The sequence below is a fragment of the Pyxidicoccus sp. M15 genome (assembly GCF_056858435.1).
In genome coordinates, this window is sequence record NZ_CM166495.1 from 654,246 (window position 1) to 680,266 (window position 26,021).

Here is a 26,021-nt window from a genome sequence, read left to right on the forward strand (position 1 = left end):
CTACCCCGCGTCTTCCAACTGTCGCAGCTTGTCCACCAGTGCCTGCATGCGTTGCTGGTGGGTGCCGGCCCAGTAGACACGCTGGCAGTCGGCGCACTGCTGGAAACGCGAGTGCCGCTCCGCCACGCGCTCGGGAATCCGGTCGCGCACGGTGTCCGGCTCGGCGGAGGTGAGCGGGCCGTTGCAGGCCAGGCACCGGGAGAAGGGCCGCATGCGCGAGGCGAGGCCGAAGCGGCGCACCACCTCCACCAACTGGTGCGCGGGGTCCGTGGAGCGGGGAAAGTAGCCGCGCACCACCTCGCCGCGCTTGAGCACGCCGATGTCCCGCGTGAGCAGGATGCGGTCCTCGTCATGCGACAGGCGCGCGAGCGTGTCGTCCGCGTAGTCGTTGCGCCACAGCGAGTCGAAGCCGAGCATCCGCAGGAAGCCCACCAGGCGCCCCAGCCCCACATCCAGCACGAAGCGGGGGACGTCCTGCGGCGGCGGACCCACGCGCTTCTCCGGCGCCATGTCCAGGGAGTGGAAGGGGGGATAGGCCACCACGCGCGAGCCCGGCGCCACCCGGTGCGCGAAGTCCACCGGCTCCCCATCCACCAGCACCACGTCCACCTCCGGGTGCGGCGGCCCCAGCGACTCGATGAGGTCCTTCACCGAGGGGGTACCCTGCGGCGCGTGGGTGAACTCCTGGCCCCGGCGCTCCGGCGGCAGGAAGTCGTTCAGCGCCCCGTAGAAGCGCACCGTCACCCCGGGCTTCGGCTGCATGCCCCCTCCATTGCACGGCTCTGTCCGGGCTTCCATGGCTCTGCGGCCAGAAATCGGGGTGTAAACATGTAGTCGAGCGGTAAGTCACAAGACTGTCACTCGGCGGCCCTCTATACTCCCTGGGTCGTCCGCGCCCTGGCGCGACGGCCCAGCATCCCCCCTCGACAACACATCATTGGGCTCGTCCGCATGAAGAAGACGCTTACTTCCATCCTGTGTGCGGCGATGTCGCTCACGGCGCTCGTCCTTGCATGTGGTGGTGAGGACCCGGTTACCCCCCAGGTCCCTCTGCCGTTGGAGGACGGTGGCGTGCTGTGGGCGGACTGCGAGCCCTCGCGCGCCTCCGCTACCTGCCCGGAGGGCGCGTCCTGCCGCTTCGTGGAGCACTACGGCCGCTCCATCTGCGTGCCGGCGTGTGATCCACAGGCGGCGTGCGAGCCGTCCCAGGCGGCGTGCTGCGTGGGCAATGAGGACGGCGGCGCGGGCTACTGCGTGCCGAATGAAGTGTGCGCGGCGCTCGACGCGGGCACGGAGGATGCCGGCAGCGAGGACGCGGGGACCGACGCTGGCGTCATCCCCGTGGAGACGGACGCGGGCGACTCGAAGGACGGGGGCACCGAATCGGACGGCGGCCCGAAGGGCGATGCGGGCACCGACGAGCCGGATGCGGGCACGGGCGGCACGGACGCGGGCACCGGTGGGACGGACGCGGGCACGGGCGGCACCGACGCTGGAACGGCGACGGACGCGGGCACGGGCGGCACGGACGCGGGCACCGGCGGCACCGACGCGGGCACCGGCGGCACGGACGCGGGCACGGGCGGCACCGACGCTGGAACGGTGACGGACGCGGGCACCGGTGGAACGGACGCGGGCACGGGCGGCACGGATGCTGGCACGGTGACGGACGCGGGCACCGGTGGGACGGACGCTGGAACCGACGCGGGCACCGGTGGAACGGACGCGGGCACGGATGCGGGCACTCCGCAGGGCTACACGGACATCCGCATCATGGCGGCCAACATCACCAGCGGGAACGGCCAGGACTACGACCCGGGCCACGGCATCCGGTTGATGCAGGGCATGAAGCCGGACGTCATCCTCATCCAGGAGTTCAACTACAAGACGAACTCGACCGCGGACATCCGCTCGATGGTGGACCTGGTCGGCGGCACGGGCTTCTCCTACTTCCGCGAGGCCAGCGCGCAGATTCCCAACGGCATCATCAGCCGCTGGCCCATCATCGAGTCCGGCGAGTGGACCGACCCGGAAGTCTCCAACCGCGACTTCGCCTGGGCGCGCATCGACATCCCCGGCCCGAAGGACCTCTGGGCCATCAGCGTGCACCTGCTCACGACCGGCTCCGGTGACCGCAACGCGGAGGCCATCAGCCTCGTCTCCCGCATCAAGGCCAACATCCCCGCGGGCGACTACCTGACCATCGGCGGCGACTTGAACACGGACAGTCGCAGCGAGAGCTGCCTCAGCACGCTGGGCCAGGTGGTGACGACGGCGGGTCCCCACCCGGCGGACAAGAACGGCAATGGCGGCACCAACGCCTCCCGCTCCAAGCCGTATGACCACGTGCTGGTGGACTCGGACCTGCGGCAGTACCAGCAGGCCACCGTCGTCCGGGGGGCCACGAGCTTCAGCACCTTCGCCAACGGCCTGGTGCTCGACAGCCGCGTCTACACGCCCATCTCCGAGATTTCGCCCGCACTCTCCAACGACAGCGGCGCCCCCAGCATGCAGCACATGGGCGTGGTGAAGGACTTCCACGTCCCCAACTTCTGAAGCGCGGGACGTGAGCGCGGCGGCCCGGGCTCCCCGGTGCCGCCGCCGGCCTTCAGAAGCTCCACTTGTGCTTGTTGCGCTCGATGAACCGCGCCACCGGAGGAATCCGGGCGACGAGCGGCGTGAGCACGAACACGGCGGCCAGCCGCAGCGGCTTCACCACCTGTGACGCGGCGTAGGCCGCCGCCCAGCTGCCGGCCTTCGCGCCCGTGGTCTCCGCCTGGAAGCCGAGCTGGATGGCCGCGTAGAAGCCCACGATGACCAGGCCGAAGATGACGTAGTTCATCAGCAGCGCCAGCGGCCCGTACTCCAGCAGCAGGTTCTTGAAGCGGACCATGAGCGAAGGCTTCGCCGGCTTCGCGGCGGCCTCCGCGGGTGGGGGCGTGTCGGACAGGGGAGGATTCACGTCGGGCTCAACAGGCGACATGCGGGCACCATGCCCGAAATGGGCGCTGGCTGGGAGACAGAGCGGGCGGGCCGCCTGCCGCCGGGGGGCTCTCCGGGTTGTCAGGAATCCGTGGAGCGGGTTAGAGGTGTGGGACGCATCATGAAAGCCCCACTCCGCCTTCTCATCCTCGTGGCGGTCACCGTGCTCGTAGCAGATCAGGTGACCAAGTACCTGGCCGTGTCCCGGCTGACCAACGCACTGGATGGTCAGGAGGGGCTGGCGCGCGTGACGGGCTTCCTCGCCGAGCGCAACCTGGACAACGACCCGCCGCCGGTGGACGGCCCGCGTCGCGTGTCGCGGCCGCACCGCTTCATCGAGGACTACTGGCACTTCCGCTACGTGGAGAACCCGGGCGCGGCCTGGGGGCTGTTCGGCAACCTGCCGGACGGGGTGCGCAAGGTCTTCTTCCACGTGGTGAGCCTGGCGGCGCTGGCGTTCATCTTCCTCATGTACCGGCGCACGGAGGTGGAGCAGCGGCTGGTGCGCGTGGCGCTGGCGCTGATTACGGGCGGCGCGCTGGGCAACTTCGTGGACCGGCTGATTCGCGGCTACGTCATCGACTTCATCGACTGGCACTGGCGCAACCAGCCCGGCATGCGATGGCCCACCTTCAACGTGGCGGACGCCGCCATCTGTGTGGGCGTGGCCTTCATGCTGCTGGACTCGCTGCGGGTGCGCCGTCCGCAGCCCGTCGCCGCGCCGCTGACGCAGAGCCCCAATCCGTGACGGGCGGGGGGCTCGTGGTGTAAGCCCTGTCCGTGCCGCGCAAATACGTCATCCTCCTCGCCGTCACCCTCGGCGTCATCGTCCTGGACCAGTGGACGAAGTACCTCGTCGTCCGCGACCTGACCACCCAGATGGATGGGAAGGAGAGCCTCGGTGAGCGCCTGGGGGCGATGTACTCGTCCCCGCCGCCGCAGGGCTTCAACGGGCTGCACTACCGGCCCAAGCGCCACGTCGAGGTGTCCGAGAACTTCTTCCGCATCCGCTACGCGGAGAACCCGGGCGCGGCGTGGGGCCTGTTCCGCAGCCTGCCCCCCGAGACGCGCGGCCCCCTCTTCCACGTGGTGAGCCTGGGCGCGGTGCTGCTCATCACCTACTACTTCCGGAAGCTGTCCGGCACGGCGCCCGAGGAGCGGTGGGCGCTGTGGGGCCTGCCGCTGGTGCTCGGCGGCGCGCTGGGCAACTACATCGACCGCATCGCCCGCGCCTTCGTCATCGACTTCCTCGAGGCGCACTGGTTCGACAAGGCGGCGTGGCCGTCCTTCAACATCGCGGACGCGGCCATCTGTGTCGGCGTGGGCATGCTGCTGGTGGATGCCTTCGTCCGGAAGGAGAAGCCGGAGCCGGCCGTCACCAAGGCCAAGGCCAAGGCCTGACGCCCACCTGCATACCGAGCAGCCGGCCAGGCGCCGGCGTGCTCCCACGCCTTGTCCCGCTGGCGGAGGAGGGTAGCCTTCGCGCGGCTTGATGCCCCTCCCGCCTCCCCCGGCAGGTCTCCATGCTTCCCGTCCTCTTCCGCTTCACCTTCACCGCCCTCTGGACGCAGCTCTTGCTGTACGCGGTCGCTGCGGGGACGGTGGCGTACATCGCCTTCAACGGCTGGCGTGGCGCGGTGGGCCCGCTGGACGCGAAGACGGGCACGCGTGCCCCGGCCTCTCCCATGGACCGGCTGCTGCGCGCGGCGGCCTTCGGCGGCATCGGCGCGGTGCTGGCGTGGTACGGCCTGAAGTACGCGCTGCCGGCGGGCGCCTTCCCGGGCGCGAAGGGCGAGGGCATCCCCCTGCACACCTACGGCGTGCTGCTGGCGGGCGGCTTCATCGCCGCGGTGTCGGTGGCGGGGCGCCTGGCGCAGGACGAGTGGCGCCGCGTGCAGCTCGTCGACGGCTCGTGGGTGGACGTGGAGGGCCCGAAGCGGCGTGAGCAGGTGATGGACATGGCCTTCTGGGCGCTGGTGGGCGGCATCGGCGGCAGCCGGCTGCTCTTCGTGCTCGTGAACTGGCAGGACTACGCGAAGGACTGGACGCAGGTCTTCTCGCTGGGCGGCGGCCTCGTCTTCTACGGCGGCCTCATTGGCGCGGCGGTGGCGTGCTGGTTCTTCGCGCGCGCCAACGACATGGACTTCCTGCGGCTGGCGGACGTGTGCATCCCCACCGTGTCGCTGGGCCAGTGCCTGGGCCGGCTGGGCTGCTTCAGCGCCGGCTGCTGCTGGGGTGACGTGGCGCCCGCGACGGCGTCCACCGCGGTGCACTTCCCCGGCGGAAGCGTGGCGCAGGACCTGTTCGGCCAGGTGAGCGGGACGTCCAGCCTGGCGTACTCGTCGCAGGTGGACGACATGCGCTACGTGGTGGAGGCGACCGGGGAAGTCCTCCACCAGGCGGCCCCCGGCGCGGTGCGCATGGCCGACTGGGTGGCACAGCAGGGCCACACCCTGGGCGTCTATCCCACCCAGCTCTTCGAGTCCGTGGGGCAGCTCGTCCTCTTCGTGGGGCTCATGTACGCGCGGCGCTTCCGCCGCTTCCACGGGCACATCCTGGCGCTGTGGCTGATGGCGTACGCGGTGCTGCGCAGCACGGTGGAATTGTTCCGTGGGGACGTGGAGCGCGGCACGCTGCACGGCCTGCTGGAGTCCACGGGCGCGCACGGGCTGGCCAGCGCGGTGCCGCTGGAGGCCTGGTACAACATCTCCACCAGCCAGTTCATCTCGCTGTGCATGTTCGCCTTCGGCGCGGTGCTGCTGGCGCGCCACGGGCGAGGCAAGGCGGGCGAGGCAGCGGGCGGCCTGGGGCCGACACCTTCGGCCGCGTGAGGTTGATCCGCGAGCGCCACTTGGGGACACTCTAGAGAGTCATGCCGCCTCCCGATAACCGACAGGCCGCCGCCCGGAGCACCTCCAGCAAGCAGGGCGCGGCGGACTCCAGCTCCAGCGAGAACGTCCTCCAGGAGTGCGAGGCGCTGGAGGCGGAAGTGGCCTCCCTGCGCAACCTCTACGAGCAGTACTTCCTGGGCAACGAGCGCCACCCGCCCACCAACGCGCACGCGGACCTGAAGAAGCGCTTCCTGCGCCTCAAGGGCACCTTCATCCGCAGCACCGCGGCGAAGTTCCGGGTGAATGCCATCCACAGCAAGTACCTCACCTACGAGCGGCTGTGGACGCGCACGCTGCAGGAGATTGAGGCCGGCACGTACAAGCGGGACCTCTTCAAGGCCCGCCGCCGCGCGGAGAAGCTCCAGGCCTCCCCCGGGAAGGACGCCCAGAAGGGCGTGGTGGAGCTGCCGGAGGACATCTCCGACATGGACTTCGAGGAGGTGGAGGAAATCCTCCGCCCCCGTCCCGTCAACGAGCCGCCGCTGGCCGGCGCCGCGACGCCGGTTCCGGGCGGCACGCCCGTCAAGGGCGTCCCCGCCGTGGCTCCGGGCATCGCCCCGCTCACGCCGAGCGTGCGCGGCACCCCGGCGGTGGCGCCGCTGTCCGCCGTGCAGCCCATCACTCCGGCCGTGGGCGGCACGCCCTTCAAGGGCACGCCCGCGGTGGCTCCGCTGGTGCCCGCGGTGGCGCCGGTGGCGGGCACGCCTCCGCGTGGCATGCCCACGGTGACGTCGCCCCTGGCGGGCACTCCCGCGCGAGGCACCCCGGCGGCGCCTCCGGGCATGGCGGCGAAGGCGCCCACGAGTCCCGGGGCTCCGGCGGTGCCGCCCGTGCGTCCTGCCGCGGCGCCGGGTGCGGCGGCCGCGCGGACTCCGACGCCCGTGGCCGCGGCGACGCCCCGGCCTCCCTCGGCGGGCGGCTCCGGTGGCATGTCCGACGACAAGCTGCGGGCCGTGTACGACGCGTACGTCACCGCGAAGCGCCGCTGCCAGGAGGACACCTCCAAGCTGTCCTACGAGTCGGTGGCGGCCACGCTGCGCAAGCAGGTGCCGGAGCTGCTCAAGCAGCACAACGCCAAGGCCGTGGAGTTCAAGGTCGTCATCAAGGACGGCAAGGCCTCGCTCAAGGCCGTTCCGAAGTAGGCGCCGGCATGAACCAGGACCTGGATTCGCTCAAGTCGCGGGTGAGCCGCCTGTCGGTGATGATTTTCGACATCGACGGCACGCTCACCGACGGCCGCATCTTCTGGGTGCCCAACTCCGGGTGGACGCAGATGTACAGCGTGCGCGACGGCATGGGCATCAAGCGCCTGCAGGAGGCCGGGCTCGAGGTCGCCGTCATCTCCGGCGGCGACAGCCTCTCCGCGCAGATGCGCATGCAGTCGTTGGGGCTGAAGCACGTGCACTTCGGGAGTCAGGACAAGGTGGCCCACTTCGAGAAGCTGCTGGAGCTGCTGAAGGTCTCCGCGGACCGGTGTGGCTACATGGGCGACGAGGTGGTGGACCTGCCGCTGCTCAAGGCGGTGGGCTTCTCCGCCGTGCCGCCGGAAGCCCCCGACGAGGTGCGCTCGCAGGTGCACTACGTGGCCCAGAAGCCCGCCGGCTTCGGCGCGGCCCGCGAGGTGTGCGAGTTCATCCTCCGTCACCGTCAGGCACCCTGACGGGCCTGGCACCTTCGTGTCCGTGGGGCTCGGGAGCGGACGATGCGCGCTGACGCGTTGCTGTGTGACGCGCTCCTGGCTCCTCGTCGTCCTCCATCGAGAAGCCCAAGGCGGCGAAACGGCTCCACCGCTGTCCGCCGCTACGTGAAGTCGCGATGGAGACTGGGGCTGTTGGAATCCCCATGAGCTTCACTCGTTGGAGAGGCCGATGACCGACGGGCGCGCCTGGCAGGGCAACTGGAAGGCCCGCTTGTATGAGAGCGTCCGCGAGCGTGGCTATGACTCCCTGACCGCCTTTGCTGAGGCACGCCCTACAGCCACACTGGTGGAACTTGCCGAGGAGCTGGGCGAGGGTGAGGTCGCCGGGGTGCAGGTGTTCAGCGGACTGGTGGCCGAAGCGGAGCGGACCCAGCAGCTCACGCGATTGGTGCGGGGACAACTCGTGCGGGAACTGTCCGAGTTCCTCCCCAACGGCTGGCCGGCCGTGCTGGAGGATGAGGCTCGCATGGACGTTGCTATCGCTCTGGGCCAGTGGTCCGCCTATACGCCAGAGACGCACCTGGAGCGCGTAAGACGGGCCGGCGATGCGCTCATGGCCACGCCGCCCCCACCCGGCTGGCGCCCGCTGGGGCCCGACGATGAACTCCTCCAGACGCTCCTTCCCGACGAGGAAGCCTGACCCTTTCGCGGGTAACAGCGCGTCATGCTTCGAGTTTCCAATGGCCTCGTCTGCGAGTTCATCCTCCGCCACCGTCAGGCACCCTGAGAATCGGATGTTGAGAAGCGTCACCTGCTGAAAAAACGACTGCCCGGGGTGCCTGTCCGGGTTGTCGCTCCGGGGGTGCCTCCCTAGTTTGGGTCTCGCGCATCAGGCCGGTGGACGGCGCGAGACACTTGGGAGGCGACGTGGGGATTCGGCGGAAGTGGCTCGGGCTGGCCGTGGTGTCGGTGGGACTCTCGCTGGCGACAGGCTGCATGTCGCCTCCTCCCGAGGCCGAGGCGCGTCTGGCCGCGCTGGAGGCGGAGGAGCAGCAGATGGACGTCGTGCTCGACTCCGTCGAGGAGCGGCTCCTGGGCAACCAGGCCATGCTCCAGACGTGGGCGGAGCTGGGCCGCCGGCACCAGCAGGTGACGCAGGTGCACTGCCAGACGGCCAACGCGCACGTGGCGGGGCTGATGAAGCACTACGAGAAGATGGAGGAGAAGGCCCGCATGCTGAAGCGCCGCCGGGGTGGCTCGGTGGCCGCGGTGGATGCGGTGCTCACCTCCGGCAAGGCGCCCACGCTGGGCAAGAACTGACGCGGACGCCGGGCTTCAGAGCGTCATCCGCTCGCGGAAGCGCTGGGACTGGCGCCGCGACATCTCCACCTCGCGGCCGCCGCGCAGGCGCACCACCAGGGTGCCGCCCGGGCCGGGCTCCAGCGCCTCGACGAAGTCCAGGTTGATGAGGTGCTGGCGGCTCGCGCGGAAGAAGCGCGCCGGGTCCAGCCGTTCCTCCAGGTAGCTCAGCGAGCGCAGCAGCAGCGGCTGCGCCCCTTCGAGCATGAGCCGCGCGTAGTTGCCCTCGGAGGCGATGAGCGGCACCTGCGACAACTGCACCAGCCAGCAGCGCTCTCCGTCCCGCACGAACACGCGCTCCAGCGGAGTGCCCGGTGCCGGCTGCGAAGGCGCGGGCACCTGGGCCCCGTGGCCGCGCTGGCGCACGCGCTCCAGGGCCTCGGCCAGCCGTGCGGACTCAATCGGCTTGAGGAGGTAGTCGAGCGCGTTCACCTGGAAGGCGCGCACGGCGTGCTCGTCGAAGGCGGTGGTGAACACGACGTCCGGCGGCTCCTCCAGTCGCGCGAGCACGTCGAAGCCCGTCCCACCGGGCATCTGGATGTCGAGAAGCAGCAGGTCCGGGGACAGGGCCTCCACCTGACGGCACGTCTCCTCCACGTGCGTGGCCTCGCCCACCACCTCCACGTCGGGGAAGGCGGCCAGCAGGCGGCGCAATTCGGTGCGGGCCAGCCGCTCGTCGTCGGCGATGAGGACTCTCATGCGGGCAGGGGAAGGCACATGCGTGCGGTGGGCTCGGTGCGGGCCAGCCGCCCGGTGTCGATGATGAGGACGCTCATGCGGACAGGGGGATGCGGACGCGCGCGGTGGTGAGGGCCGCCTGCGTCTGGTCGAGGTGGAGCGAGGCGCCCGCGCCGCACAACAGGCGCAGCCGCTCACTGGCATTGCGCAGGCCCACGCCGCTGCTCTCCGGGCGCGGCGTGGACGGTGGAGGCGCGGCGGTGTTGGCCACTTCGAGCACCAGCACGCCGTCCTGCACGCGGGCTCGCACGGCCACCTCGCCGCCCTCGGGCGTCAGGCCCACGCCGTGCTTGATGGCGTTCTCCACCAGCGTCTGCACGAGCATCGCGGGCACGGGGATGCCGAGCGCGGCGGGCTCTACGTCCTCGCGCACGCGCAGGCGCGACTCCAGGCGCACGCCTTCGAGTCCCAGGTAGTCACGCACGACCTGAAGCTCGCGCTCCAGGGGCACCGTCTCCGGCCCCCGGGCGGCGAGCGCGTAGCGCAGCAGCGCGGACAGGCGGGTGACGACTTCCTGCGCGCGGGCGGGGTCCTCGGAGATGAGGGCGCGCACGCTGTTGAGGCAGTTGAAGAGGAAGTGCGGCTGGAGCTGCGCCTTGAGGAAGCGCAGTTCCGCGGCCTGGGCGGCGGCCTCCAGCTTCCAGCGCTCCAGCTCCGCCCGCCGCGCTCGCTCCACGGCGTGGACGGCGAAGTAGAGCACCAGCCACATCAACATCATCAGCGTCCAGATGACGGTGCTGCCGATGAAGCCCCCCAGCGACGCCTGCTCCACCGTGAACAGGCGCAGCACGAAGACGCCCACCACGAAGGCCACCAGGTCCTGCACCAGCCCGAGCCCCAGCGCCGTGGCGAGCACGCGCACGCTCAGGGCCGGTAGGGGCAGCGAGACCCACTCGCGCAGGTGCAGCCACGAGCGGGCCCCGTGGGTGAGCAGCGCGGCGGAGAAGCAGATGAGGAACCAGCCCAGCGGAGACGCGGACGCGCGCCAGGTCAGCAGGGTGTTGATGAGGGCGTAGAGGCCCCAACCACCGAGCTGGCAGGCGACGTAGACCCTGGCGCGCGAGGACATCATCGAGAAGCTCCGGGAAGGACTGAGTCCATCACACTCAGTGGCGGGGCTCCACCTGGGCCACGGACGCGTGGGCGCCGAGGAAGCCGTCGAGCTCGCGGAAGAAGCCCTCCGGGTCGTCCCACATGATGAAGTGCCGGGCCGTGTCGCTCAGGACGACGCGGTGGGTGGGGAGCTTCGCGTACTGGCTCCGGTAGACGGCCTCCACCGCCTCGCGCGGGACGCGGCCCTTCAGCGCCACCCACGAGCCGAGCACGAAGGTGGGGGCGGTGATGCGCGACAGCTCGGGACGCAGGTCGGTGGTGCTCAGCTCGTAGAAGGCCTGCGTGACAGTCTCGGCGTCCGACTCGGCGCCCCAGCGCGCGGCGACGTCCACCTTCTTCTCGTCGGAGATGAAGTTCCGCAGCGCCATGCGCGACTGCATGCTCCGCTGCTCCACCGTCTGCATGCGCATCAGGGTGCGCATCTCCTCGGCGCGCGGGCGCACGCTGTCGGCCGTGGCGCTCGGGTCCATGGAGGCGGGGAGGAAGGGGAGGCTGTCGACGATGAAGACGCCGCCTACCAGCTCCGGCACGTCCGCGGCCACCGCGAGCGCGAGCACGCCGCCGAGGCTGTGGCCGACGAGGATGGGCTTCTCCAGCCCCTGCGCGCGCAGGTAGTCCGCGAGCGCGCGACGCTCGGTGGCGAAGAAGGGCGCGGGGATGGCGGGCTGTCCCGCGAAGCCGGCGAGGGTGAGGACGTGGCAGTCGTAGCGGCCCTGCAGGTGCGCCACCGTCTCATTCCACACCTCACCGGACGAGGCGAGGCCGGGGATGAAGACGAGCGGACGGCCCTTGCCCGAGCGCTCCACGTGGAAGGGCTGGGGGGCGGACGCCGCGCTCGCGCCGGAGGTGGTGGCGCAGCCGGCGAGCAGGACCACGGCAATCATCGAGATGAGGAAGGGTGCACGGCAACGGCACATGGGCGACTCCCGAAGTGGGTACGGGACGAACGGTACGCACCCGGGGCGTGGCCTCTGCGAATACTCCATGAGCGGTCCACGGGCGGGATGAGTGGCGCGGGGGCGGGGTGGCTGGCGGGGGCCTTCGCGTTTCGGGCACGCTAGCGGGCGTCACCTGTCGCGAAGGGACGTCCCCGTGCTCACCCCGCAGCCGTCCGAGTCCCTCCCCTCCGAGCCCGCGCCGGTGGTCCCCGTGGAGGAGGAGTCCTTCGCCCGGTACCTCGCCCGCCGGCTGGTGGCGGAGCAGGGCTTCCAGGAGGGGCCGGTGCCGGAGGCGGAAGAGCTGGCCGCGGCTTCGGACGTGGTGCTGACGTACACGGACGGAATGTCCGCGGTGATGGTCTGCATCGTGGACCGCGCGCGGGAGCCCTCGCGGCGCTTCGGCCTGGACGTCGCGGCGCTGGAGCGCATCGGCAAGGCGTGCCTGAAGTACACGGGCACGGTGAGCGGCACGAAGCTGCCGGTGGGGCTCCAGGTCATCGAGGTGGGCGGAGGGCCGCTGACGGACGAGGACCGGAAGCGGCTGGAGGGGTACCGCCTGGGGCTGTTCCACAAGGTGCACCTGCACGCGATGCACGTGGACACCACGGCGCCCGGCACCGTGTGGACCCCCACGTGGCGCCGCGCGAAGGTGTCGGCGCGGTACCTGCGCCGGGTGCTGGCGGAGCCGCGCCAGGTGGTGGTGGAGGAGGCGCTGGCGGAGCCGCCGGAGCGCACGTCGGTGCTCACGCCCGCGCTGCTGGCGGTGCTGGTGCTGGGCTTCGCGGCGGAGCAGTTCTTCGGCGTGGGGGAGAAGGGGGACGGGCTGCTGGCGCCGGGCGTGCGGACGCTGGTGGCGATGGGTGGGGTGAACTCGGGGCTGGTGCTGGAGGCGGGACAGTGGTGGCGCCTGTGGATGGCGCCGCTGCTGCACGGGGACCTCTTCCACCTGCTGCTCAACGGCTTCTGCCTGTGGTTCGTGACGGCGACGGTGGAGGGGCTGGTGGGCCGCGCGTGGACGGGGCTGTTGCTCCTCGTGGGCGCGCTGGGAGGTGGGGCGCTGTCGATGGTCATCAACGCCGACACGGTGGTGTCGGTGGGCGCGTCGGGCGTGCTGATGGGGCTGCTGGCGGCGCTGCTGGCGCTGAGCCGGCGCATCCCGGTGGGCCCCGAGCGGGCGCAGCTTCAGGTCTTGTCGCTGCAACTGCTGGTGCCGTCGCTGATTCCCCTGGGTGTGTCGCGCTCGGGTGGGGAGATTGACTTCGCGGCGCACGTGGGCGGCGCGCTGGCCGGTGGCGCGGTGGGCATGGTGCTGGCGCGGGTGTGGGCCCGGAAGGAGCCGGTGCCGCCCGCGACGCTGCCGGTGGGCGCGGTGGGACTGCTGGCGGTGGTGGCCCTGGTGGTGAGCGTGGGGTTCGCGTTCCAGTACTGGAAGGACTCCGTGCTGGAGCTGGGGCTGATTCCCGAAGACGCGCTGCCCCAGAAGTACGGAGAGGGGATGAAGCAGGCGAAGGAGTTGCTGGAGCGCTACCCGAGAGACCCGCGCGCGCACCTGTTCCAGGCGATGGCGCTGATGGAGGCGAACGACCTGCCCGGAGCCGAGCGGGAGCTGCGCACCGCGCTCTCCGAGCAGCACATCCTGGAGCACTTCTTCGCGGGCACCGGACTGCCGCGCGTGCTTCACGAGGAGCTGGGGCACGTGCTCGTGAAGCAGGGACGCAAGGACGAGGCGCGCAGCCTGGTGCAGCCCTTCTGCGTGCCGGGCGAGGACGGCCAGCTGCCGTCGGGGCTCGTCGAATTGGAGCTGTGCGCGCCGGCGCCGTGAGGCGGGATACCAGCGCATGAGCTCGAGCTGCACCGCGCCGGACTGGCCGGGTGCACAGCCCGCCGCCGCCGCGAGCGTCACGGAGGGAGTGCGCTCATGGCTTGCCCTGCCGCAGCAGGCGCTTTCGCATGTAGCCGTCCAGGGCGATGACGACGCGGTGGAAGAGGCCGGGAGACAGGCGCCGGAAGCGCCAGCCCCACCGTGCATCGGCCATGGGGAGCACGTAGAGCGCGCCCTGGTCCACGGCCTTCAGGAGCCTGCGCGCGACGACGTCCGGGCCCACTCGGGCCGTTTCCACCATCCGCGTCCCCAGGGTGCGGAGCGTGCCGTCCGAGTAGCGGCCCGCGCTGGCGATGTTGGTGCGGAAGAAGGTGGGGCAGGCGACGGTGACGCCGATGCCGGCGGCGCGCAGCTCGGCGGAGAGTGTCTCGGAGAGCGCCACCACGGCGGCCTTGGACGCGTTGTAGGGCGCGAGGTCAGGCGCGTACAGGAGCCCCGCCGCCGAGGCGATGTTGAGGATGTGTCCCGAGCCCTGCTTGCGCAGCCGGGGGACGAAGGCATGGCAGCCGTGGATGACGCCCCACAGGTTGACGTCCATCACGTGTTTCCAGTCCGCGAGCGGCAATTCCCCCACGCGGCCCGCGCTCAGCACGCCCGCGTTGTTGACGAGCAGGTCCACGCCGCCGAAGGCGCGCTCGGCGGCCAGGGCGAGGGCCTCCACCTGCTCCGGGTCGGAGACGTCGCACACGTGGACGTGGGCCTCGCCACCGGCGGCACGGACGCTCCGGGCGGTCTCCTCGGCGGCGGCGGCGTTGATGTCGGAGACGAGCACGCGGGCCTGTCGCCGTGCGAGCTCCTCGCAGAGCGCGCGGCCCAGGCCGCTGCCTGCACCGGTGACGACGGCTCGGGGGCGCGGGGGCAGGCTCATGCGCGTTGTTTCCGCAGCTCCTCGCGGACCTCCATCAGGATGCGGCCGAGCATGTTCTTCCCGCTGCCGTCGCCTCCGTCGCCCCAGTAGTCATCATTGTCGGTGTGCTCGACGAGCTTCGCGTCACCGGTGTCGAGCAGGAGGCGGGTGAGGTCCGCGTGCTGGGTGAACTTCGCGCGGACGGCCTCGCGCATGACGGAGACCTTGGTGGACTCCCAGTCGCGGCGCAGCTTGCGCTTGCGGTCCCTGCCCATGCGCGCGGCGAGCATCGGCGTGCGGGCCTGGCGGACCTCTTCCTGGTCCTCGGCGTCCTCGAACTTCAGGGCCTGGAAGTAGTGCTCGCTCGTAGGCCACGTCTTGCCGCGGAGCTTGATGGGGTAGGGCGCGAAGTTCGAGCACCAGCCGTGGTCGTCGGTGACGCTGTAGAACTGGATGACCTCGGGCATGGACACCCTCCTCGCAGTGCAGCCTAACGCGTCAGTGCCGGGGTCGGCACAGCACGAGTCCGACGTCGTCCGGCAGTCCACCTGACGCGAGCCTCGGGAGTGTGGCCAAGTTGTGGGCGGCGGCGGAGAGGTCTGGACCGGAAGCCACCGCGCGGATGCGGCCTGTCTCGGCGTACTTGAACAGACCATCGGTCCCGGCGAGCAGGGTTCCGCCGTTCCACGGTACGTCGAAGAAGACCGGTGTGGCCTCACCGCTCCCGAGCAGCGGCTTGCGGCGCTGGTGCTGCGTGAGGACGGTGTGCACTTCGCCCTGAATCAGCCACAGTTCTGAGTCGCCGACGCTGGCGCCGATGATGCGGTCTTCGGTGACGCAGGCGGCAACGGCCGTGGTCTCTCCTCCATGGCCCGTTGAAGCAAGAAGGCGGTCGCACTGCTCCAGGATGTCGCTCCAGGCGTCAGGGCGCATCAGGTCCGAGCGCTCGGCCACAGCAGCCTGCACCGCGCGAACAACAGCCGCGGCGGCTTCGGCTCCACGCCGCGAGTTGCCCGCGCCATCCGCGACCACTAGCACTGCGGCCTCGCCCCAGGACAGGATGGCCACGTGGTCCGCACCCGTCTGCGCGTGAGGCTCCACTACCTGGACTGTCTCGAAGCGCTGCATGCGACACCTCCGTCAGAGGTTGCGCAGGACACGGTCCGCACCTCGACTTGCGGTGAGCGGGTGACACGGGCCAGGGCAGGGATTGTCCACGCCCAGTGCATCGGCGAGGTCCGAGAAGAGCGAGCGGGCCAGTTGGGTGTTGGCCTCGACGGAGAGCACCCCGGGCCAGTCCAGCTCACTCAGCGCGCGCTTGCCGCCTTCAGCCTCGCGGTAGGACTTCGCATCCGTGCCCTCCGGGTCGATGAGGTACTGGAGATAGCGCTTCGGGTGCTTCTTGCGGTCCGAAGTCGCCCAGTGCTTCGTGCCGTCGGGCGTCGAGAGGAACGGGGCCTCTTCAGTCACGAAGTCTTCCAGGTCGTTGGCCACGGCATCGACGGTGGAGGCTCGCTTCGCGCCAGCGCGCGTCAGGGCCTTGGGCTCACCGAAGAAGTACGCCTCCACCATGGGGCACATCAGGTGGAAGGAGCAGTGCTCGCGGACGCGGTTGGCGGCCTGCTCACGCCTTCGGGCACTGGGCCATGCGAAGGTTTCCAGGTGCCGCTTCACCGCATTCCGGATCGTCGAGGTCACGACCTCAAGCTGGTCCAGGTTCACCAACTCCACGTCATCGACGGCGATGACGAGGTCTGGCGGCACACCATTGCGCCCGGGGTCGGTCGTCGCAACCATGGCTTGTGCAAGCCGGTCAACCACGGACAGCGGGCCACCCGGCCGGAGTGGTGGTGCAGTGGTCAGCCGTACGCGCGTACTCGTGAATGAGTCGCGAGGCTCTGGAGCGATGAACGTCGCATCCGGAAAGTAGCGCTTCAGCGAGTCACCCAGCGCAAGCTGCTCGCACCGGCCCGTGGTGATGAGGACGACCTGTTTCATCAGCTCTGCTGAGGCTCCACCGGGGAACCGAACTCCAGGTGTGCGTAGAGGTCGCCCAGCGAGAAGTGTGAGAGGTACTCAGGATCTCGGACCTTGGGCAGCGGCATCGGGTTGGTGCGCTGGCCCTTCTCCATGACGAACACCTGCTCGGGGCACTCGCGGAACTGGTCGAGCACTACGGGTGAGTGGGTGGCAAGCAGTACGGTGCTGTTCGTCTTCGCGGACCAGGTACGGAACGCCTCGATGAGGTGCTTGATGGCGAAAGGGTGGAGCGAGTTCTCCACCTCGTCGATGGCGACAACGCCCTCGTTGGGAACCGAAGCAACTGCGCACAGGTGGAGCAGGGCAACGAGCAGACCGTTGGGCGCGAAGGTAATCGGGTAGCTCTTATCGAGCTTTGGTGTCAGCACCCTCACCGTTACTGTCGTCCCTGCGGTCTCGTAGTCCAAGTCCGCGAAGACATCCGGGAAGAGCTTGCGGAGGCTGTCCATCACAAAGTCGTACCGGACGCGGTCGGCACGTGCGTCCCTCCAGTTACGCAGAAGGGAAAAGACATTGCGCCCATGCAGGTCCAGCGTCTTATCCGATGTGGTGGTCGAGCCGCTCTCTCGCAGGTGAGCTAGGTGGTACTCGACATAGCAACGGTAGGATTGAAGGAGGTTGCGGAGGATGGTGGCGTCAGCTGAGAGCTGGAAAGTATCCGAGGCAACGCGGAGCAGGCTTCTTTCGTCGGAAGGCAGTTCCTTGCCGCCAAGTTCAAGGTAGGCGTCTTGTCGGGCGCCTAGCTGTATGTCTCCTTCGTTCAGGAATTCAAACTCATCAAGCTCGTCTTGTGATGTTGTGATGATGCGCCACGTTGAGTTGCCTAGCTGAAGAGAGAAGTCCACGGCGGCATCCGGAGTTGCCTCGAAATGCTTGATGCTGCCTATCCCTCCTCGTTGATTGACGGCGCGGGACATCCCGTGTTCGAAGGTGTGACGAAGCAGTTGGAGCACATCCAGAAGCGTGCTCTTGCCTGCGCCGTTCGGCCCAACGAGCGCGCATACGCCCTGCGGGCTCCACTCAACGCGACGGAGCGCTCGGTAGTTCTTTACTTTGAGCTTGAACGGCATCCGGACGACCTCGGTTCCCAACCTCGCGTAGCCACCACGGTGCCACAACCCCAAGGCCTTGAGGCACCTGGAATCAGGCCCCCGGGTTCTTCCCGACACACCCGTCTTTCCTGTTTCCTTCCCTCCGAGCCCGTCCGGTCCGAGGGCGGGCAGGCAAACGCCGCGTTCCGTGACGGCGCGGGCGAATCCGGTTAGAACGGCCGCCGTGAGACGCGACGCTTATGGAGCGTTTGCCGCCATCGCGGCCGGCCTCCTCGGATGCAATGACCTGGAGGTCTGTGGCTCGACGGCCCGGGAGATCACCCGTGACAACGGTGAGGTCTACCGCTGCGTCACCTCCGAGGACTGCCCCCGCACGTCCCGGGTGAACGTGTGCGTCACCGACGTTTCCCCCATCGCCGAGTGTGTGCGCTGCGAGGACTCCCGCTGCGTCGACGTGATTCCGGAGGCCTGCTAGTGCGCCGTCTGCGCTTCGCGCTCGCCCTTCTGGCCCTGGCCGGCGCGGGCTGCCGCGACAAGCCCGTGGACCACCTCCAGCGCGCTCGCGACGCAACGTTCGAGAAGCGTCCCGACGAGGCCCTCGTCGAGTACCGCAAGGCCTTCGACGGGCTCCGCCACGACGAGTCCGCCGAGGCCCTCGTCCTGCGCGCCCGCGCCCTCAAGGGCGCCGCCGACGTCTACTGGCTGGAGCAGCGCAAGGTGAAGGAGGCCGTCGGCGTCTACCGCGAGCTCATCCAGCAGTGCCCCGACTCGCCCGAGGCGCTCGACGCCCGCATCATCCTCGCGGAGTTGCTGCGCGTTCACTACCGCGACTTGCGCGGCGCCATCGACCAGCTCACCGCCGCCCTCAAGCTCAACCCGCCCCAGGGCGCCGAGCTGCACTACCAGGTCTCCAAGCTCTACTTCGAGCTGCAGGACTATCAGCAGTGCGAGCTGGAGACGCGCCGCCTCACCGAGCGCTTCCCCACCAGCGCCTTCGTGGACGACTCGCTCTTCCTCCAGGCCCAGGCCATCGCGATGATGGAGGGCCGCCGCCAGGAGGCCTCGCGCGCCTTCGCGGACCTGCGCACGCGCTTCCCCGACTCCGAGCTCGCCCCGCACGCCCTCTTCGAGATGGGCAAGCTGAAGGCCGACTCCGGGGAGAACGAGAAGGCGATTGAGACCTGGGTGGAGGCCCTGAAGACACACCCGGACCCCACGCTCGTGCAGGACTACATCGCCCGGGCCCGCAAGCGCATCGCCAACGTGCATCCGGAGGCCATGGGCCGCGAGGCCGCCTTCGACCGCAACCGCCCGGCGCGCAGCTCGCTGGAGGCCGTGGGCGGCAAGCCCGAAGAAGCCTCGAACGAGCACAACTGACTCACGCCGGCACGTCGAGCACCGCCTCCAGCAGCGGTGCCGCCACCGCCGGGTCGTCCGCGTCCGCCACCAGCAACACGTGCACGCGCCCACCCTCCACGCGGGCGTCCACGCCCTCCAGCTTCACCTTCGCGTCCACCGCGTCCAGGAACACCGGCGAGCCATCCGGCGCCAGCACGCCCACCGCCGAGCCCGTCACCTGTCCATCCGCGTAGGCATCGCGCGTGTCCTCGGCCGCCGCGGTGAAGACCAGCCGCCCGTCCGGCAGCGGTGACGCGTCCGTGAAGGACAGCCGCACGCCGCCGGCCCGGCCCAGCTCCCACCGCCGCGTGGTGCGCACCACGTCCGGCCCCAGCATGCCCACCTCCAGCCCGCGCCGCGCGCGCTCCAGGTCCAGGTCCACCAGCGCGTCCACGCCCACGTCCCCGTTGCCCCGGTTGAGCAGCCGCAGCCGCCCCCCCACCACCGCCGCGCCCTCGATGTTGAGCGGCCCCAACTCCCGCGTGAGCTGCGCGTACAGCGCCGTGCAGTCCACCGTCCGCACCCCTCCCGCCAGCGTCCCATCCGCGCCCAGCGGCACCACCGCCCCGCGCAGCCGCGTCTGCGCCGAGCCCGAGGGCAGCGCCAGCAGCGCCCCATGCGGCGCGTCCCCGAGCGGCCCCAGCAGGCACAGCGCTTCCAAATCCGGCTTGGCCGCCTTGCGCGCCTTCGGCTCGCCGGGAAGCGTGCCGGGAAACAGGCGGACGCTCCTGCCCGGCGCGTCGCCCGTCACCGGGAAGACGGCCAGGTGCAGGGCGTCATCCGCGACGATGTAGAGCCACGGCCCCGCGCGCACCAGGCCGCTCGCCGCGGACACGTGCGCGGCGCGGCCGGGCTCCTCCGGAGCGTCGAGGGTGAGCGTGCGCCTGAGGGTGGTGCGAATCATGGCCGTGCCTCCCGCGCGCAAAGGGCCACCGGCCCGCCCGCGTCAGAGCAGCGTACCGCGCAGAATCAGGCTGGCGACGGTGAAGTAGATGACCACGCCGCTGACGTCCACCAGCGTGGCCACGAAGGGCGCGGACGCGCTCGCGGGGTCGAACCCGAAGCGCCGCAGCACCAGCGGCAGCATGGAGCCCGCCAGCGTGCCGAACGTCACCACGCCCAGCACCGACAGGGCCACCGCGCACCCCAGCCGGAAGAAGTGCTCGCCGTACGCGTCCGACACCGAGTGCCAGATGACGATGCGCAAGAGGCCCACCACGCCCAGCACCAGGCCGAGCACCACGCCGGACAGCGCCTCGCGCTTGGCCACGCGCCACCAGTCCTTGAGCCGCATCTCCCCCAGCGCCAGCGCGCGGATGATGAGCGTGGATGTCTGGCTGCCGGAGTTGCCGCCCGAGGAGATGATGAGCGGCACGAAGAGGCTCAGCACCACGGCGCTGGCGATTTCGTCCTCGAAGCTGCTCATCGCCGTGGCGGTGAGCATCTGCCCCAGGAAGAGCACCAGCAGCCAGCCGATGCGCTTCTTCAGCATGCCGAAGAAGCCCACCTCGAAGTAGGGCGCCTCCAGGGCCTCCATGCCGCCGACCTTCTGGATGTCCTCGGTGGCCTCTTCCTGCACGACGTCGACGATGTCGTCCACCGTGACGATGCCCTTCATCCGCCCCTGGTCGTCGAGCACCGGCAGGGCCATGAAGCCGTGCTCGCTGAACAGCCGGCTCACCGCCTCCTGGTCCGTGTTCTCCACCACGGTGATGACGTCGCGCTGCATGACGTCCGCGACCTTCTTGTCGGGCGCGGCCTGGAACAACTGCCGCAGCGACAGCACGCCCAGCAGGTGCTGCCCGGCGTCCAGCGCGTAGGCGTAATAGACGGTCTCCACCTTCTCGCGCGCCTGCTTGCGCAGGTAGCCGATGGCCTCGTCGATGCTCATGTCTGGCCGCACGCGGGCGAAGCGCGGGTTCATCAGACCGCCGGCGTCGTCCTCCGCGTAGGCCAGCAGCACGTTGACCTCGCGGCGGCTGGCATCGTCGAGCTGCGAGAGGATGGCGTCCGCCTGCTCGGGCTCCACCGCCTGCACCAGGTCCGCCAGGTCGTCCGGCGGCAGCACGCGCACCCAGGTGCGGCGCTCGCCGGGGGCCAGGTGGAGGATGAGCTCCGCCTGGTCTCGCGCGGACAGGCCGATGAAGAAGTCGTCCGCCACCGCGGGCGGCAACAGCCGGAAGCCCTCCAGCCGCTCGTCGACGGAGAGCACCGGCCAGACCTCGTGCAGGTCCTCCACGGAGAGCGCGGCGCTCTGGGGGCTGTCCATCATCGGCTCACCTCCGGCGGGTGGAGCGCTCGGTACTCGCCGCGCGCGGGCCTCTCTACACCCGAGCCGTGGGCACCGCGAGAGGCAGGCAGGCGACTTTCCACGCTTTTTCGCGCGACTGTTACCCGGGGCCGGAGCCCGCACCGTCCGTGTGGGCTCCAACGGCCCCGAGGACCTTCGCCGGGCGCTCGGGGAGCTCGGAGGTCTCGCTGCCGGCGCGGGGGAGGGTGACGCTGAAGGTGGAGCCCTGCATCGGCCGGCTCTCCACCTGGATGTGGCCCCCCAGCGCCTCCACGAGGTTGCGGGTGATGAAGAGGCCCAGGCCCAGCCCTCCGTAGTGCCGGCCGGACACGGCCCGCTCGAAGCGGCCGAAGATGCGCTCCTGGTCCTTCGGAGAGATGCCGATGCCCTCGTCCCGCACCGTCAGCCGCACCTGGTCCCCCAGGTCCTCGACGCGGGCATGGATGTCGCCGCCGGCGCCGTAGCGGATGGCATTGGAGAGCAGGTTGGTGACAATCTGCTCCAGCCGGAGCCGGTCCCATCTGCCGTGCGTGTCCTCCGCGTACTCGAGCTTCAGCTTCGAGCCCGCCTTCGCCGCCTCGAGCGCGAACCAGCTCGCCACCTCGCGCAGCACCTCGCCCAGGTCCGTTTCCACCAGCTCCAGCGCCAGCCGCCCGTGGTTGAGGCGCCCCACGTCCAGCAGCGCGCCCACCAGCGCCGTCAGCTTGCGCACCTGCGCGCGCGCCATGTCCAGGTGGTGCCGCGCGCGCGCGTCCTGGGAGGCGATGCCGTCCCGCCACAGCTCGCGCGCCAGCGTGGCGAGCGTCAGCTGCAGGGGCGTCAGCGGCGTGCGCAGCTCGTGCGAGGCCACGGTGAGGAACTCGTCGCGCACGCGCACCGCGGCCTGGGCCTCGGCGTAGAGGCGCGCGTTGTCCAGCGCGAGCGCGGCCCGGCGCGCCAGGTCCTCCGCCACGCGCCGGTCCTCGGCGTCATGGTGGCGGTCCGGGCGCCCGTGGATGAACGTCAGCACCCCCAGCACCTGGTCCCTGGAGCGCAGCGGCACCGACAGCATCGAGGTGATGCCCAGCGCGCGCAGCAGCTCCATCTGCGGAGCGTCCATCGCGAAGCGGGAGAGCACCGCGTCGTCGAAGAAGGGCTCGCACCAGGTCTCCCCGGTGCGCACGGCCACGGCGGGCCCGAGGGGGGCCTCGAGCTGGGGCGGATAGCGCCGGGACAGCTCCCGCACCAGCAGCTCCCGGGCCGGGTCCGTGTGCGCCACGGTGAGCCGGTGGAGGCCGCCCTCGGGCTCCACCAGGTCCAGGAAGCAGCCGTCGCCCAGGTGGGGGACGCACTGCCGCACCACCTGGGAGAGCGTGGCCTCCGCCTCGAGCGAGCTGGCCAGCGTCTGGCTCACCGCGGCCAGGAAGGTCTGGTCCTCCTTGGACCGCTTCAGCTCGGTGATGTCGACGAAGCCGGCCACCACCGCCTGGAGCTTCCCCTGCCTGTCCCGGATGGGGCCGGCCTTCAGGTGGAAGATGCGCAGCGCCCCGTCGGGCCGGCTGTACAGCACGTCCCGCTCGTGCCATGGCCGCCCGGTGATGATGACCCGGGCAATGGGGTACTCCTCGCCCTTGTAACGGCGCCCGTCCGGGTGCACGGCGCGGTAGCGGGCGAAGTCGTCGATGCAGGTGGTCTCCAGCATCGCGTGGCCGAGGACACGCTCGGCCTCCTCGTTGGCGTACAGCGTCCGCCCCGAGGGCGCCTCGGCGATGTGCACCGCGACGGGGAGCTGCTGGAGGATGGACGCCAGCCTGTCCCGCTCCGACTGCTGCCGGGCCAACAGCCGCTCCCGCTCCTCCTGCGCGCGCCGGAAGTCGGTGATGTCGGTGATGAAGCCCTCCAGCATCTCGACCTCGCCACCGGGCCCGGAGAGGCCCACGCCGCGCTCCCACATCCACCGCTCCACTCCGGAGCGGGTGCGGATGCGGTAGGTGAGGGTGAAGGGCGCGCGGGCGGCGAGCGCCTCCTCCATCTCCTTCGAGATTCGCTCGAAGTCCTCGGGAGGAACGAGGTCTCCCCACCGGACGTCGCCCCGGGTGAAGTCCTCGGGCCCGTAGCCACACAGGGCCCGGCTGCCCTCGCTGACGTAGACCATGGGCCAGGGAGGATCGAGGTGGCAGCGGTAGACCATGCCCGGGATGTTTCCGAGCAGGGTGTGCAGCATGCGCTCAGTCTCGCGCGCCAGGGCCTCCGCGTGGCCGGCGCGCTCCTGGGCCTCCCGCCGGGAGTCGTCCTTGCCTCGCAGCTCCAGGAACGTGCGCACCTTGGCGCGGACGACCTCTGGGTGGAGCGGCTCCAGCAGGAAGTCCACCCGGCCCAGCGCATAGCCGCGCAGCAGGGCCGCTTCCTCGCACGGGCTCTTCCCCACCAGCAGCAGCGGCGTGTGCCGCAGCGCCGGGGGCGCGCGCAGGTGGAAGGCCATCTCGAGCCCGGCCGTCCAGCCGCCGCGGGCGTCGATGAGGATGCAGGCGGGGGGCTCGGCGGTGCCTGCCTCGTATGCCGCGTGCCCGTCGCTCACGCGGTGGATGGGGTGGCCCAGGGGCGCCAGCATGTCCTCCAGGTCCAGCCCCGTACCCGGTGGAGCTTCCACGACGAGCATCCTCATCCCGCCCAAAGGTGGTGGCGGAGCGGCGCGTTGCCATCCTCCCCGCCCGTGGCGGCGGTGGAGAAGGCCTCCGCGAGGAGCGTCCGCACGTCAGCCCGCGGAGCGCTCGTACACCACGGTGCTGGCGTTGTTCAGCCGGTTGTCGCCCTCCCAGTAGAAGCGGGGGGACACGAGGCGCAGCTCGGTGCCGAGCGTCGAGTTGCCGGGGAGCAGCTCCAGGCCGAGGGGGCCCTGCTCGGAGGACACCACCGGCAGCACGGTGAAGGCGCCCGGGTGGGTGCCCAGGCGGATGTCGGGGACGACGAACCCGGCGCGCAGCGGCGAGACGACGCCCTCGACCTGCCCGTCCAGCACCAGCGTGCCCTGCTCCTCCATCGTGTCACCGGAGACGACCCACCGCCGCAGCGTCTGCCCGGCCGCCTGGAAGGGCTCACCGACGCGCGTCCACACCACGCCCTCCTCGAGGCCCACCGGCAGGCCCGGCAGCGGCAGGCAGGGCTCACCCGTGACGGCGAAGGCGCCGTCGGGCCCGAGTCGCCACGGGCACGCCTCGCTGTTCGGCCGGTTCCGCATCCGCACCACCCGCACCCCGTCCGCGGACGTGCGCACCAGCAGCCCCGTCGCGCTGTCGGTGCCGAAGGGCTGCTCACCGCCCGAGGTCCACGCGGTGGCGCCGGCGGCGGCGAGCACGCCGGTGTCCGAGAAGGTGAAGCGGTGCAGGCGCTGGCTGTCGAGCAGCCACAGCTCACGCTCCGAGGCGAGCCGGCTCTGGATGGTCGTCACCGGCGCAGTGGTGCTGAGCAGCAGCGAGCCGGTCAGCTCCAGCTCGGTGCCCGTGTCCACGAAGCGGCGCACGCGGCCCTCGTTGCCCACCACCCAGACGACATTCCCGGCCACCGCCACGTCCGGTGCCAGCGTGGAGGTGCCGAGCCGCTGCGTGCGCCCGCTCTCGTGCAGCGCCACGCCGTCGCACAGCCAGGTGCCCCGCGCGGTGCGGTCCAACTGCGTGCACCGGGGAAGCGGCAGCGCGGTGCCGGTGGGGCTCCCGCTCCAGTCCTTCGCCACATAGACGCCGAGCTGCTGGACGCTGCCCACGGGCGCGAAGGCGACGAGGACGTGGTGGCGCCCGGTCGTCCTGGGAGTGAAACGGACGAAGGCGGACACGCCGTTCACCGTGAGACTCACCTCGGAGGGGAGGAGGTGGTTGTCCGGGTCGAACACCTCCGCGGAGACGCTGTCCGGCACCTGGGAGGCGGCGCTGTCGTTGCAGGAGAGTGTCTGGACGGCGGAGACCTCGAGTGACGCCGGGACACCCACACGGAACGAGGGCGGGCCGGAGACGCCTCCGTTGAAGAGGGGGGTGTTGATGCAGGAGTCGTCGGACGCCGCGCAGCCACAGAGGGCGACCAGCGCTGTCAGGGCGAGCAGGGGAGCGGTCTTCATCGGGGGGAGGGCCGTCCAGGGCCCCTTCCTCTCCTCTTACCTCCATTCACCCCTCCGGGTCAGCCCCTGGCGGCCGGAGGTGTCACACGGAGGATGAGACATCTCCGTGTCAGGCATTGATTTTCCGCCGCGTCTATTTTCGCTGAAAGGAGCGGTGACCATGAACTCGGCGAACCTGATGAACCCCGAAGCCCTCAACAACCCTGCCGCTCCCGCTCCCGCCCCCGTGCCCGGTCCCGCCGCTTGCGGTCGACCGCCCGGACTCTGACGCCCGCACGCTTCGTCACCCGAAGCCGCGAGGTGACCAGAAGCCGGGCTCCCAGAGGGGAACCCGGCCTCTGCCGTTTCCGGGGCCGTTCGCAACACATGCAGTCGTGGCCGAGAGGCAAGGCACCTGAGCGCCACTCAGGACGACGCGGGTTCGACTCCCGCCGACTGCTTAGCGGGAGTCTGTTCGCAACACATGCAGTCGTGGCCGAGAGGTGAGGTACCTGGGTGCCAACCAGGACGATGCGGGTTCGAGTCCCGCCGACTGCTTATCGGGATGTAGCTCAGCTTGGACAAGAGCGCGCGCTTGGGGTGCGCGAGGTCGCTGGTTCGAATCCAGTCATCCCGACTCGAAACACCCTGTTTCACATGGGATCATGGCTCAACGGGAGAGCACCCGGCTGGCGTCCGGGAGATCCGGGTTCGATTCCCGGTGGTTCCACAACTGATGGCCGAGCCGCTCCGCCACCTGCGTGGCATGGGGCGCGCTCAGCAACG

At 70.5% G+C, this 26,021-nt stretch carries 25 protein-coding genes and 4 tRNA genes; 15 read left to right on the top strand and 14 right to left on the bottom strand.

Annotated elements, in window-relative coordinates:
- Complete coding sequence (locus tag ACX9TP_RS02550) at positions 1–762, bottom strand: Mut7-C RNAse domain-containing protein (protein WP_482978106.1); 762 nt, start codon at positions 760–762, stop codon at positions 1–3.
- Positions 763–951: 189 nt separating this feature from the next.
- On the opposite strand from ACX9TP_RS02550, the gene ACX9TP_RS02555 reads away from it, so the two are divergent.
- Positions 952–2,556, top strand: coding sequence for an endonuclease/exonuclease/phosphatase family protein (locus ACX9TP_RS02555; RefSeq protein ID WP_482978107.1), 1,605 nt, complete (start codon positions 952–954; stop codon positions 2,554–2,556).
- Positions 2,557–2,608: 52 nt separating this feature from the next.
- Here the strand turns inward: ACX9TP_RS02555 and ACX9TP_RS02560 are convergent, their stop codons facing one another.
- Complete coding sequence (locus ACX9TP_RS02560; RefSeq protein WP_482978108.1) at positions 2,609–2,962, bottom strand: hypothetical protein; 354 nt, start codon at positions 2,960–2,962, stop codon at positions 2,609–2,611.
- 141 nt (positions 2,963–3,103) lie between these two features.
- On the opposite strand from ACX9TP_RS02560, the gene lspA (ACX9TP_RS02565) reads away from it, so the two are divergent.
- The 7 genes from lspA (ACX9TP_RS02565) to ACX9TP_RS02595 all read left to right on the top strand — a co-directional run bounded on the left by lspA (ACX9TP_RS02565) (position 3,104) and on the right by ACX9TP_RS02595 (position 8,832).
- Positions 3,104–3,730, top strand: coding sequence for a signal peptidase II (gene lspA / locus ACX9TP_RS02565; RefSeq protein WP_482978109.1), 627 nt, complete (start codon positions 3,104–3,106; stop codon positions 3,728–3,730).
- 32 nt (positions 3,731–3,762) lie between these two features.
- Positions 3,763–4,383: a signal peptidase II gene (lspA, locus tag ACX9TP_RS02570; protein WP_482978110.1), complete on the top strand. Its 621-nt coding sequence runs from the start codon at positions 3,763–3,765 to the stop codon at positions 4,381–4,383.
- Between the two features lie 122 nt (positions 4,384–4,505).
- Positions 4,506–5,813 (top strand): prolipoprotein diacylglyceryl transferase, encoded by a 1,308-nt coding sequence (locus ACX9TP_RS02575; RefSeq protein WP_482978111.1) that lies wholly within the window; start codon positions 4,506–4,508, stop codon positions 5,811–5,813.
- 41 nt (positions 5,814–5,854) lie between these two features.
- Complete coding sequence (locus ACX9TP_RS02580) at positions 5,855–7,015, top strand: MXAN_5187 C-terminal domain-containing protein (protein ID WP_482978112.1); 1,161 nt, start codon at positions 5,855–5,857, stop codon at positions 7,013–7,015.
- A gap of 8 nt (positions 7,016–7,023) precedes the next feature.
- Entirely contained in the window at positions 7,024–7,533 is a 510-nt protein-coding gene (locus tag ACX9TP_RS02585) for a KdsC family phosphatase (RefSeq protein ID WP_164001088.1), read from the top strand.
- Positions 7,534–7,741: 208 nt separating this feature from the next.
- Entirely contained in the window at positions 7,742–8,212 is a 471-nt protein-coding gene (locus ACX9TP_RS02590) for an NUDIX hydrolase (RefSeq protein ID WP_482978113.1), read from the top strand.
- A gap of 227 nt (positions 8,213–8,439) precedes the next feature.
- Positions 8,440–8,832 (top strand): hypothetical protein, encoded by a 393-nt coding sequence (locus ACX9TP_RS02595; protein ID WP_482978114.1) that lies wholly within the window; start codon positions 8,440–8,442, stop codon positions 8,830–8,832.
- 15 nt (positions 8,833–8,847) lie between these two features.
- On the opposite strand, the gene ACX9TP_RS02600 is transcribed toward ACX9TP_RS02595, so the two are convergent.
- The 3 genes from ACX9TP_RS02600 to ACX9TP_RS02610 all read right to left on the bottom strand — a co-directional run bounded on the left by ACX9TP_RS02600 (position 8,848) and on the right by ACX9TP_RS02610 (position 11,639).
- Entirely contained in the window at positions 8,848–9,570 is a 723-nt protein-coding gene (locus ACX9TP_RS02600) for a LytR/AlgR family response regulator transcription factor (RefSeq protein ID WP_482978115.1), read from the bottom strand.
- A gap of 73 nt (positions 9,571–9,643) precedes the next feature.
- A complete protein-coding gene (locus ACX9TP_RS02605) occupies positions 9,644–10,681 on the bottom strand; it encodes a sensor histidine kinase (RefSeq protein WP_482978116.1) in 1,038 nt (345 codons plus the stop codon).
- Positions 10,682–10,715: 34 nt separating this feature from the next.
- Positions 10,716–11,639, bottom strand: coding sequence for an alpha/beta fold hydrolase (locus ACX9TP_RS02610; protein ID WP_482978117.1), 924 nt, complete (start codon positions 11,637–11,639; stop codon positions 10,716–10,718).
- Between the two features lie 175 nt (positions 11,640–11,814).
- On the opposite strand from ACX9TP_RS02610, the gene ACX9TP_RS02615 reads away from it, so the two are divergent.
- Positions 11,815–13,482 (top strand): rhomboid family intramembrane serine protease, encoded by a 1,668-nt coding sequence (locus ACX9TP_RS02615; RefSeq protein ID WP_482978118.1) that lies wholly within the window; start codon positions 11,815–11,817, stop codon positions 13,480–13,482.
- A 94-nt stretch (positions 13,483–13,576) separates the two neighbouring features.
- Here the strand turns inward: ACX9TP_RS02615 and ACX9TP_RS02620 are convergent, their stop codons facing one another.
- The 5 genes from ACX9TP_RS02620 to ACX9TP_RS02640 are packed head-to-tail and all read right to left on the bottom strand — an operon-like array spanning position 13,577 to position 17,499.
- On the bottom strand, positions 13,577–14,410 hold the full coding sequence (locus ACX9TP_RS02620) for an SDR family NAD(P)-dependent oxidoreductase (protein WP_482978119.1): 834 nt from the start codon (positions 14,408–14,410) through the stop codon (positions 13,577–13,579).
- Positions 14,407–14,856, bottom strand: coding sequence for an NADAR family protein (locus ACX9TP_RS02625; RefSeq protein ID WP_482978120.1), 450 nt, complete (start codon positions 14,854–14,856; stop codon positions 14,407–14,409). Before ACX9TP_RS02625 ends, ACX9TP_RS02620 begins: the two co-directional genes overlap by 4 nt.
- A gap of 31 nt (positions 14,857–14,887) precedes the next feature.
- Positions 14,888–15,517, bottom strand: a complete 630-nt coding sequence (locus ACX9TP_RS02630) for a protein phosphatase 2C domain-containing protein (protein ID WP_482978121.1) — start codon at positions 15,515–15,517, stop codon at positions 14,888–14,890.
- Positions 15,518–15,529: 12 nt separating this feature from the next.
- Positions 15,530–16,387 carry a hypothetical protein gene (locus tag ACX9TP_RS02635; protein WP_482978122.1) on the bottom strand — a complete coding sequence of 286 codons (858 nt, stop codon included), beginning with the start codon at positions 16,385–16,387 and terminating at the stop codon, positions 15,530–15,532.
- Entirely contained in the window at positions 16,387–17,499 is a 1,113-nt protein-coding gene (locus ACX9TP_RS02640) for an AAA family ATPase (protein ID WP_482978123.1), read from the bottom strand. Before ACX9TP_RS02640 ends, ACX9TP_RS02635 begins: the two co-directional genes overlap by 1 nt.
- Positions 17,500–17,704: 205 nt before the next feature.
- Here ACX9TP_RS02640 and ACX9TP_RS02645 point away from each other — a divergent pair, with 205 nt between their 5' ends.
- Positions 17,705–17,956, top strand: coding sequence for a hypothetical protein (locus ACX9TP_RS02645; RefSeq protein ID WP_482978124.1), 252 nt, complete (start codon positions 17,705–17,707; stop codon positions 17,954–17,956).
- Positions 17,956–18,858, top strand: a complete 903-nt coding sequence (locus tag ACX9TP_RS02650) for a tetratricopeptide repeat protein (protein WP_482978125.1) — start codon at positions 17,956–17,958, stop codon at positions 18,856–18,858. Before ACX9TP_RS02645 ends, ACX9TP_RS02650 begins: the two co-directional genes overlap by 1 nt.
- Position 18,859: 1 nt before the next feature.
- Here the strand turns inward: ACX9TP_RS02650 and ACX9TP_RS02655 are convergent, their stop codons facing one another.
- From ACX9TP_RS02655 to ACX9TP_RS02670, 4 genes are all read right to left on the bottom strand, one after another.
- Positions 18,860–19,783, bottom strand: a complete 924-nt coding sequence (locus ACX9TP_RS02655; RefSeq protein ID WP_482978126.1) for a DUF6929 family protein — start codon at positions 19,781–19,783, stop codon at positions 18,860–18,862.
- A gap of 42 nt (positions 19,784–19,825) precedes the next feature.
- A complete protein-coding gene (gene mgtE, locus ACX9TP_RS02660) occupies positions 19,826–21,151 on the bottom strand; it encodes a magnesium transporter (RefSeq protein WP_482978127.1) in 1,326 nt (441 codons plus the stop codon).
- Positions 21,152–21,269: 118 nt separating this feature from the next.
- A complete protein-coding gene (locus ACX9TP_RS02665) occupies positions 21,270–23,798 on the bottom strand; it encodes an ATP-binding protein (RefSeq protein WP_482978128.1) in 2,529 nt (842 codons plus the stop codon).
- 105 nt (positions 23,799–23,903) lie between these two features.
- Positions 23,904–25,256, bottom strand: a complete 1,353-nt coding sequence (locus ACX9TP_RS02670) for a hypothetical protein (RefSeq protein WP_482978129.1) — start codon at positions 25,254–25,256, stop codon at positions 23,904–23,906.
- Positions 25,257–25,624: 368 nt separating this feature from the next.
- Here ACX9TP_RS02670 and ACX9TP_RS02675 point away from each other — a divergent pair.
- From ACX9TP_RS02675 to ACX9TP_RS02690, 4 genes are all read left to right on the top strand, one after another.
- Positions 25,625–25,696: transfer RNA gene (locus ACX9TP_RS02675), tRNA-Gly, on the top strand.
- 25 nt (positions 25,697–25,721) lie between these two features.
- Positions 25,722–25,793, top strand: a tRNA-Gly gene (locus ACX9TP_RS02680).
- Between the two features lie 3 nt (positions 25,794–25,796).
- Positions 25,797–25,872 (top strand) — tRNA-Pro (locus ACX9TP_RS02685).
- Between the two features lie 22 nt (positions 25,873–25,894).
- Positions 25,895–25,965: transfer RNA gene (locus ACX9TP_RS02690), tRNA-Ala, on the top strand.
- The last annotated feature ends 56 nt before the right edge of the window (positions 25,966–26,021 follow it).

Coding starts and splice junctions, on each gene's coding strand:
- ACX9TP_RS02620 (WP_482978119.1), bottom strand. CDS start 14,410: ATGAGCCTGCCCCCGCGCCCCCGAGCCGTCGTCACCGGTGCAGGCAGC.
- ACX9TP_RS02670 (WP_482978129.1), bottom strand. CDS start 25,256: ATGAAGACCGCTCCCCTGCTCGCCCTGACAGCGCTGGTCGCCCTCTGT.
- lspA (WP_482978109.1), top strand. CDS start 3,104: ATGAAAGCCCCACTCCGCCTTCTCATCCTCGTGGCGGTCACCGTGCTC.
- ACX9TP_RS02605 (WP_482978116.1), bottom strand. CDS start 10,681: ATGATGTCCTCGCGCGCCAGGGTCTACGTCGCCTGCCAGCTCGGTGGT.
- ACX9TP_RS02585 (WP_164001088.1), top strand. CDS start 7,024: ATGAACCAGGACCTGGATTCGCTCAAGTCGCGGGTGAGCCGCCTGTCG.
- ACX9TP_RS02600 (WP_482978115.1), bottom strand. CDS start 9,570: ATGAGAGTCCTCATCGCCGACGACGAGCGGCTGGCCCGCACCGAATTG.
- ACX9TP_RS02580 (WP_482978112.1), top strand. CDS start 5,855: ATGCCGCCTCCCGATAACCGACAGGCCGCCGCCCGGAGCACCTCCAGC.
- ACX9TP_RS02640 (WP_482978123.1), bottom strand. CDS start 17,499: ATGCCGTTCAAGCTCAAAGTAAAGAACTACCGAGCGCTCCGTCGCGTT.
- ACX9TP_RS02555 (WP_482978107.1), top strand. CDS start 952: ATGAAGAAGACGCTTACTTCCATCCTGTGTGCGGCGATGTCGCTCACG.
- ACX9TP_RS02575 (WP_482978111.1), top strand. CDS start 4,506: ATGCTTCCCGTCCTCTTCCGCTTCACCTTCACCGCCCTCTGGACGCAG.
- ACX9TP_RS02635 (WP_482978122.1), bottom strand. CDS start 16,387: ATGAAACAGGTCGTCCTCATCACCACGGGCCGGTGCGAGCAGCTTGCG.
- ACX9TP_RS02550 (WP_482978106.1), bottom strand. CDS start 762: ATGCAGCCGAAGCCCGGGGTGACGGTGCGCTTCTACGGGGCGCTGAAC.
- ACX9TP_RS02630 (WP_482978121.1), bottom strand. CDS start 15,517: ATGCAGCGCTTCGAGACAGTCCAGGTAGTGGAGCCTCACGCGCAGACG.
- mgtE (WP_482978127.1), bottom strand. CDS start 21,151: ATGATGGACAGCCCCCAGAGCGCCGCGCTCTCCGTGGAGGACCTGCAC.
- ACX9TP_RS02590 (WP_482978113.1), top strand. CDS start 7,742: ATGACCGACGGGCGCGCCTGGCAGGGCAACTGGAAGGCCCGCTTGTAT.
- ACX9TP_RS02655 (WP_482978126.1), bottom strand. CDS start 19,783: ATGATTCGCACCACCCTCAGGCGCACGCTCACCCTCGACGCTCCGGAG.
- ACX9TP_RS02610 (WP_482978117.1), bottom strand. CDS start 11,639: ATGTGCCGTTGCCGTGCACCCTTCCTCATCTCGATGATTGCCGTGGTC.
- ACX9TP_RS02625 (WP_482978120.1), bottom strand. CDS start 14,856: ATGCCCGAGGTCATCCAGTTCTACAGCGTCACCGACGACCACGGCTGG.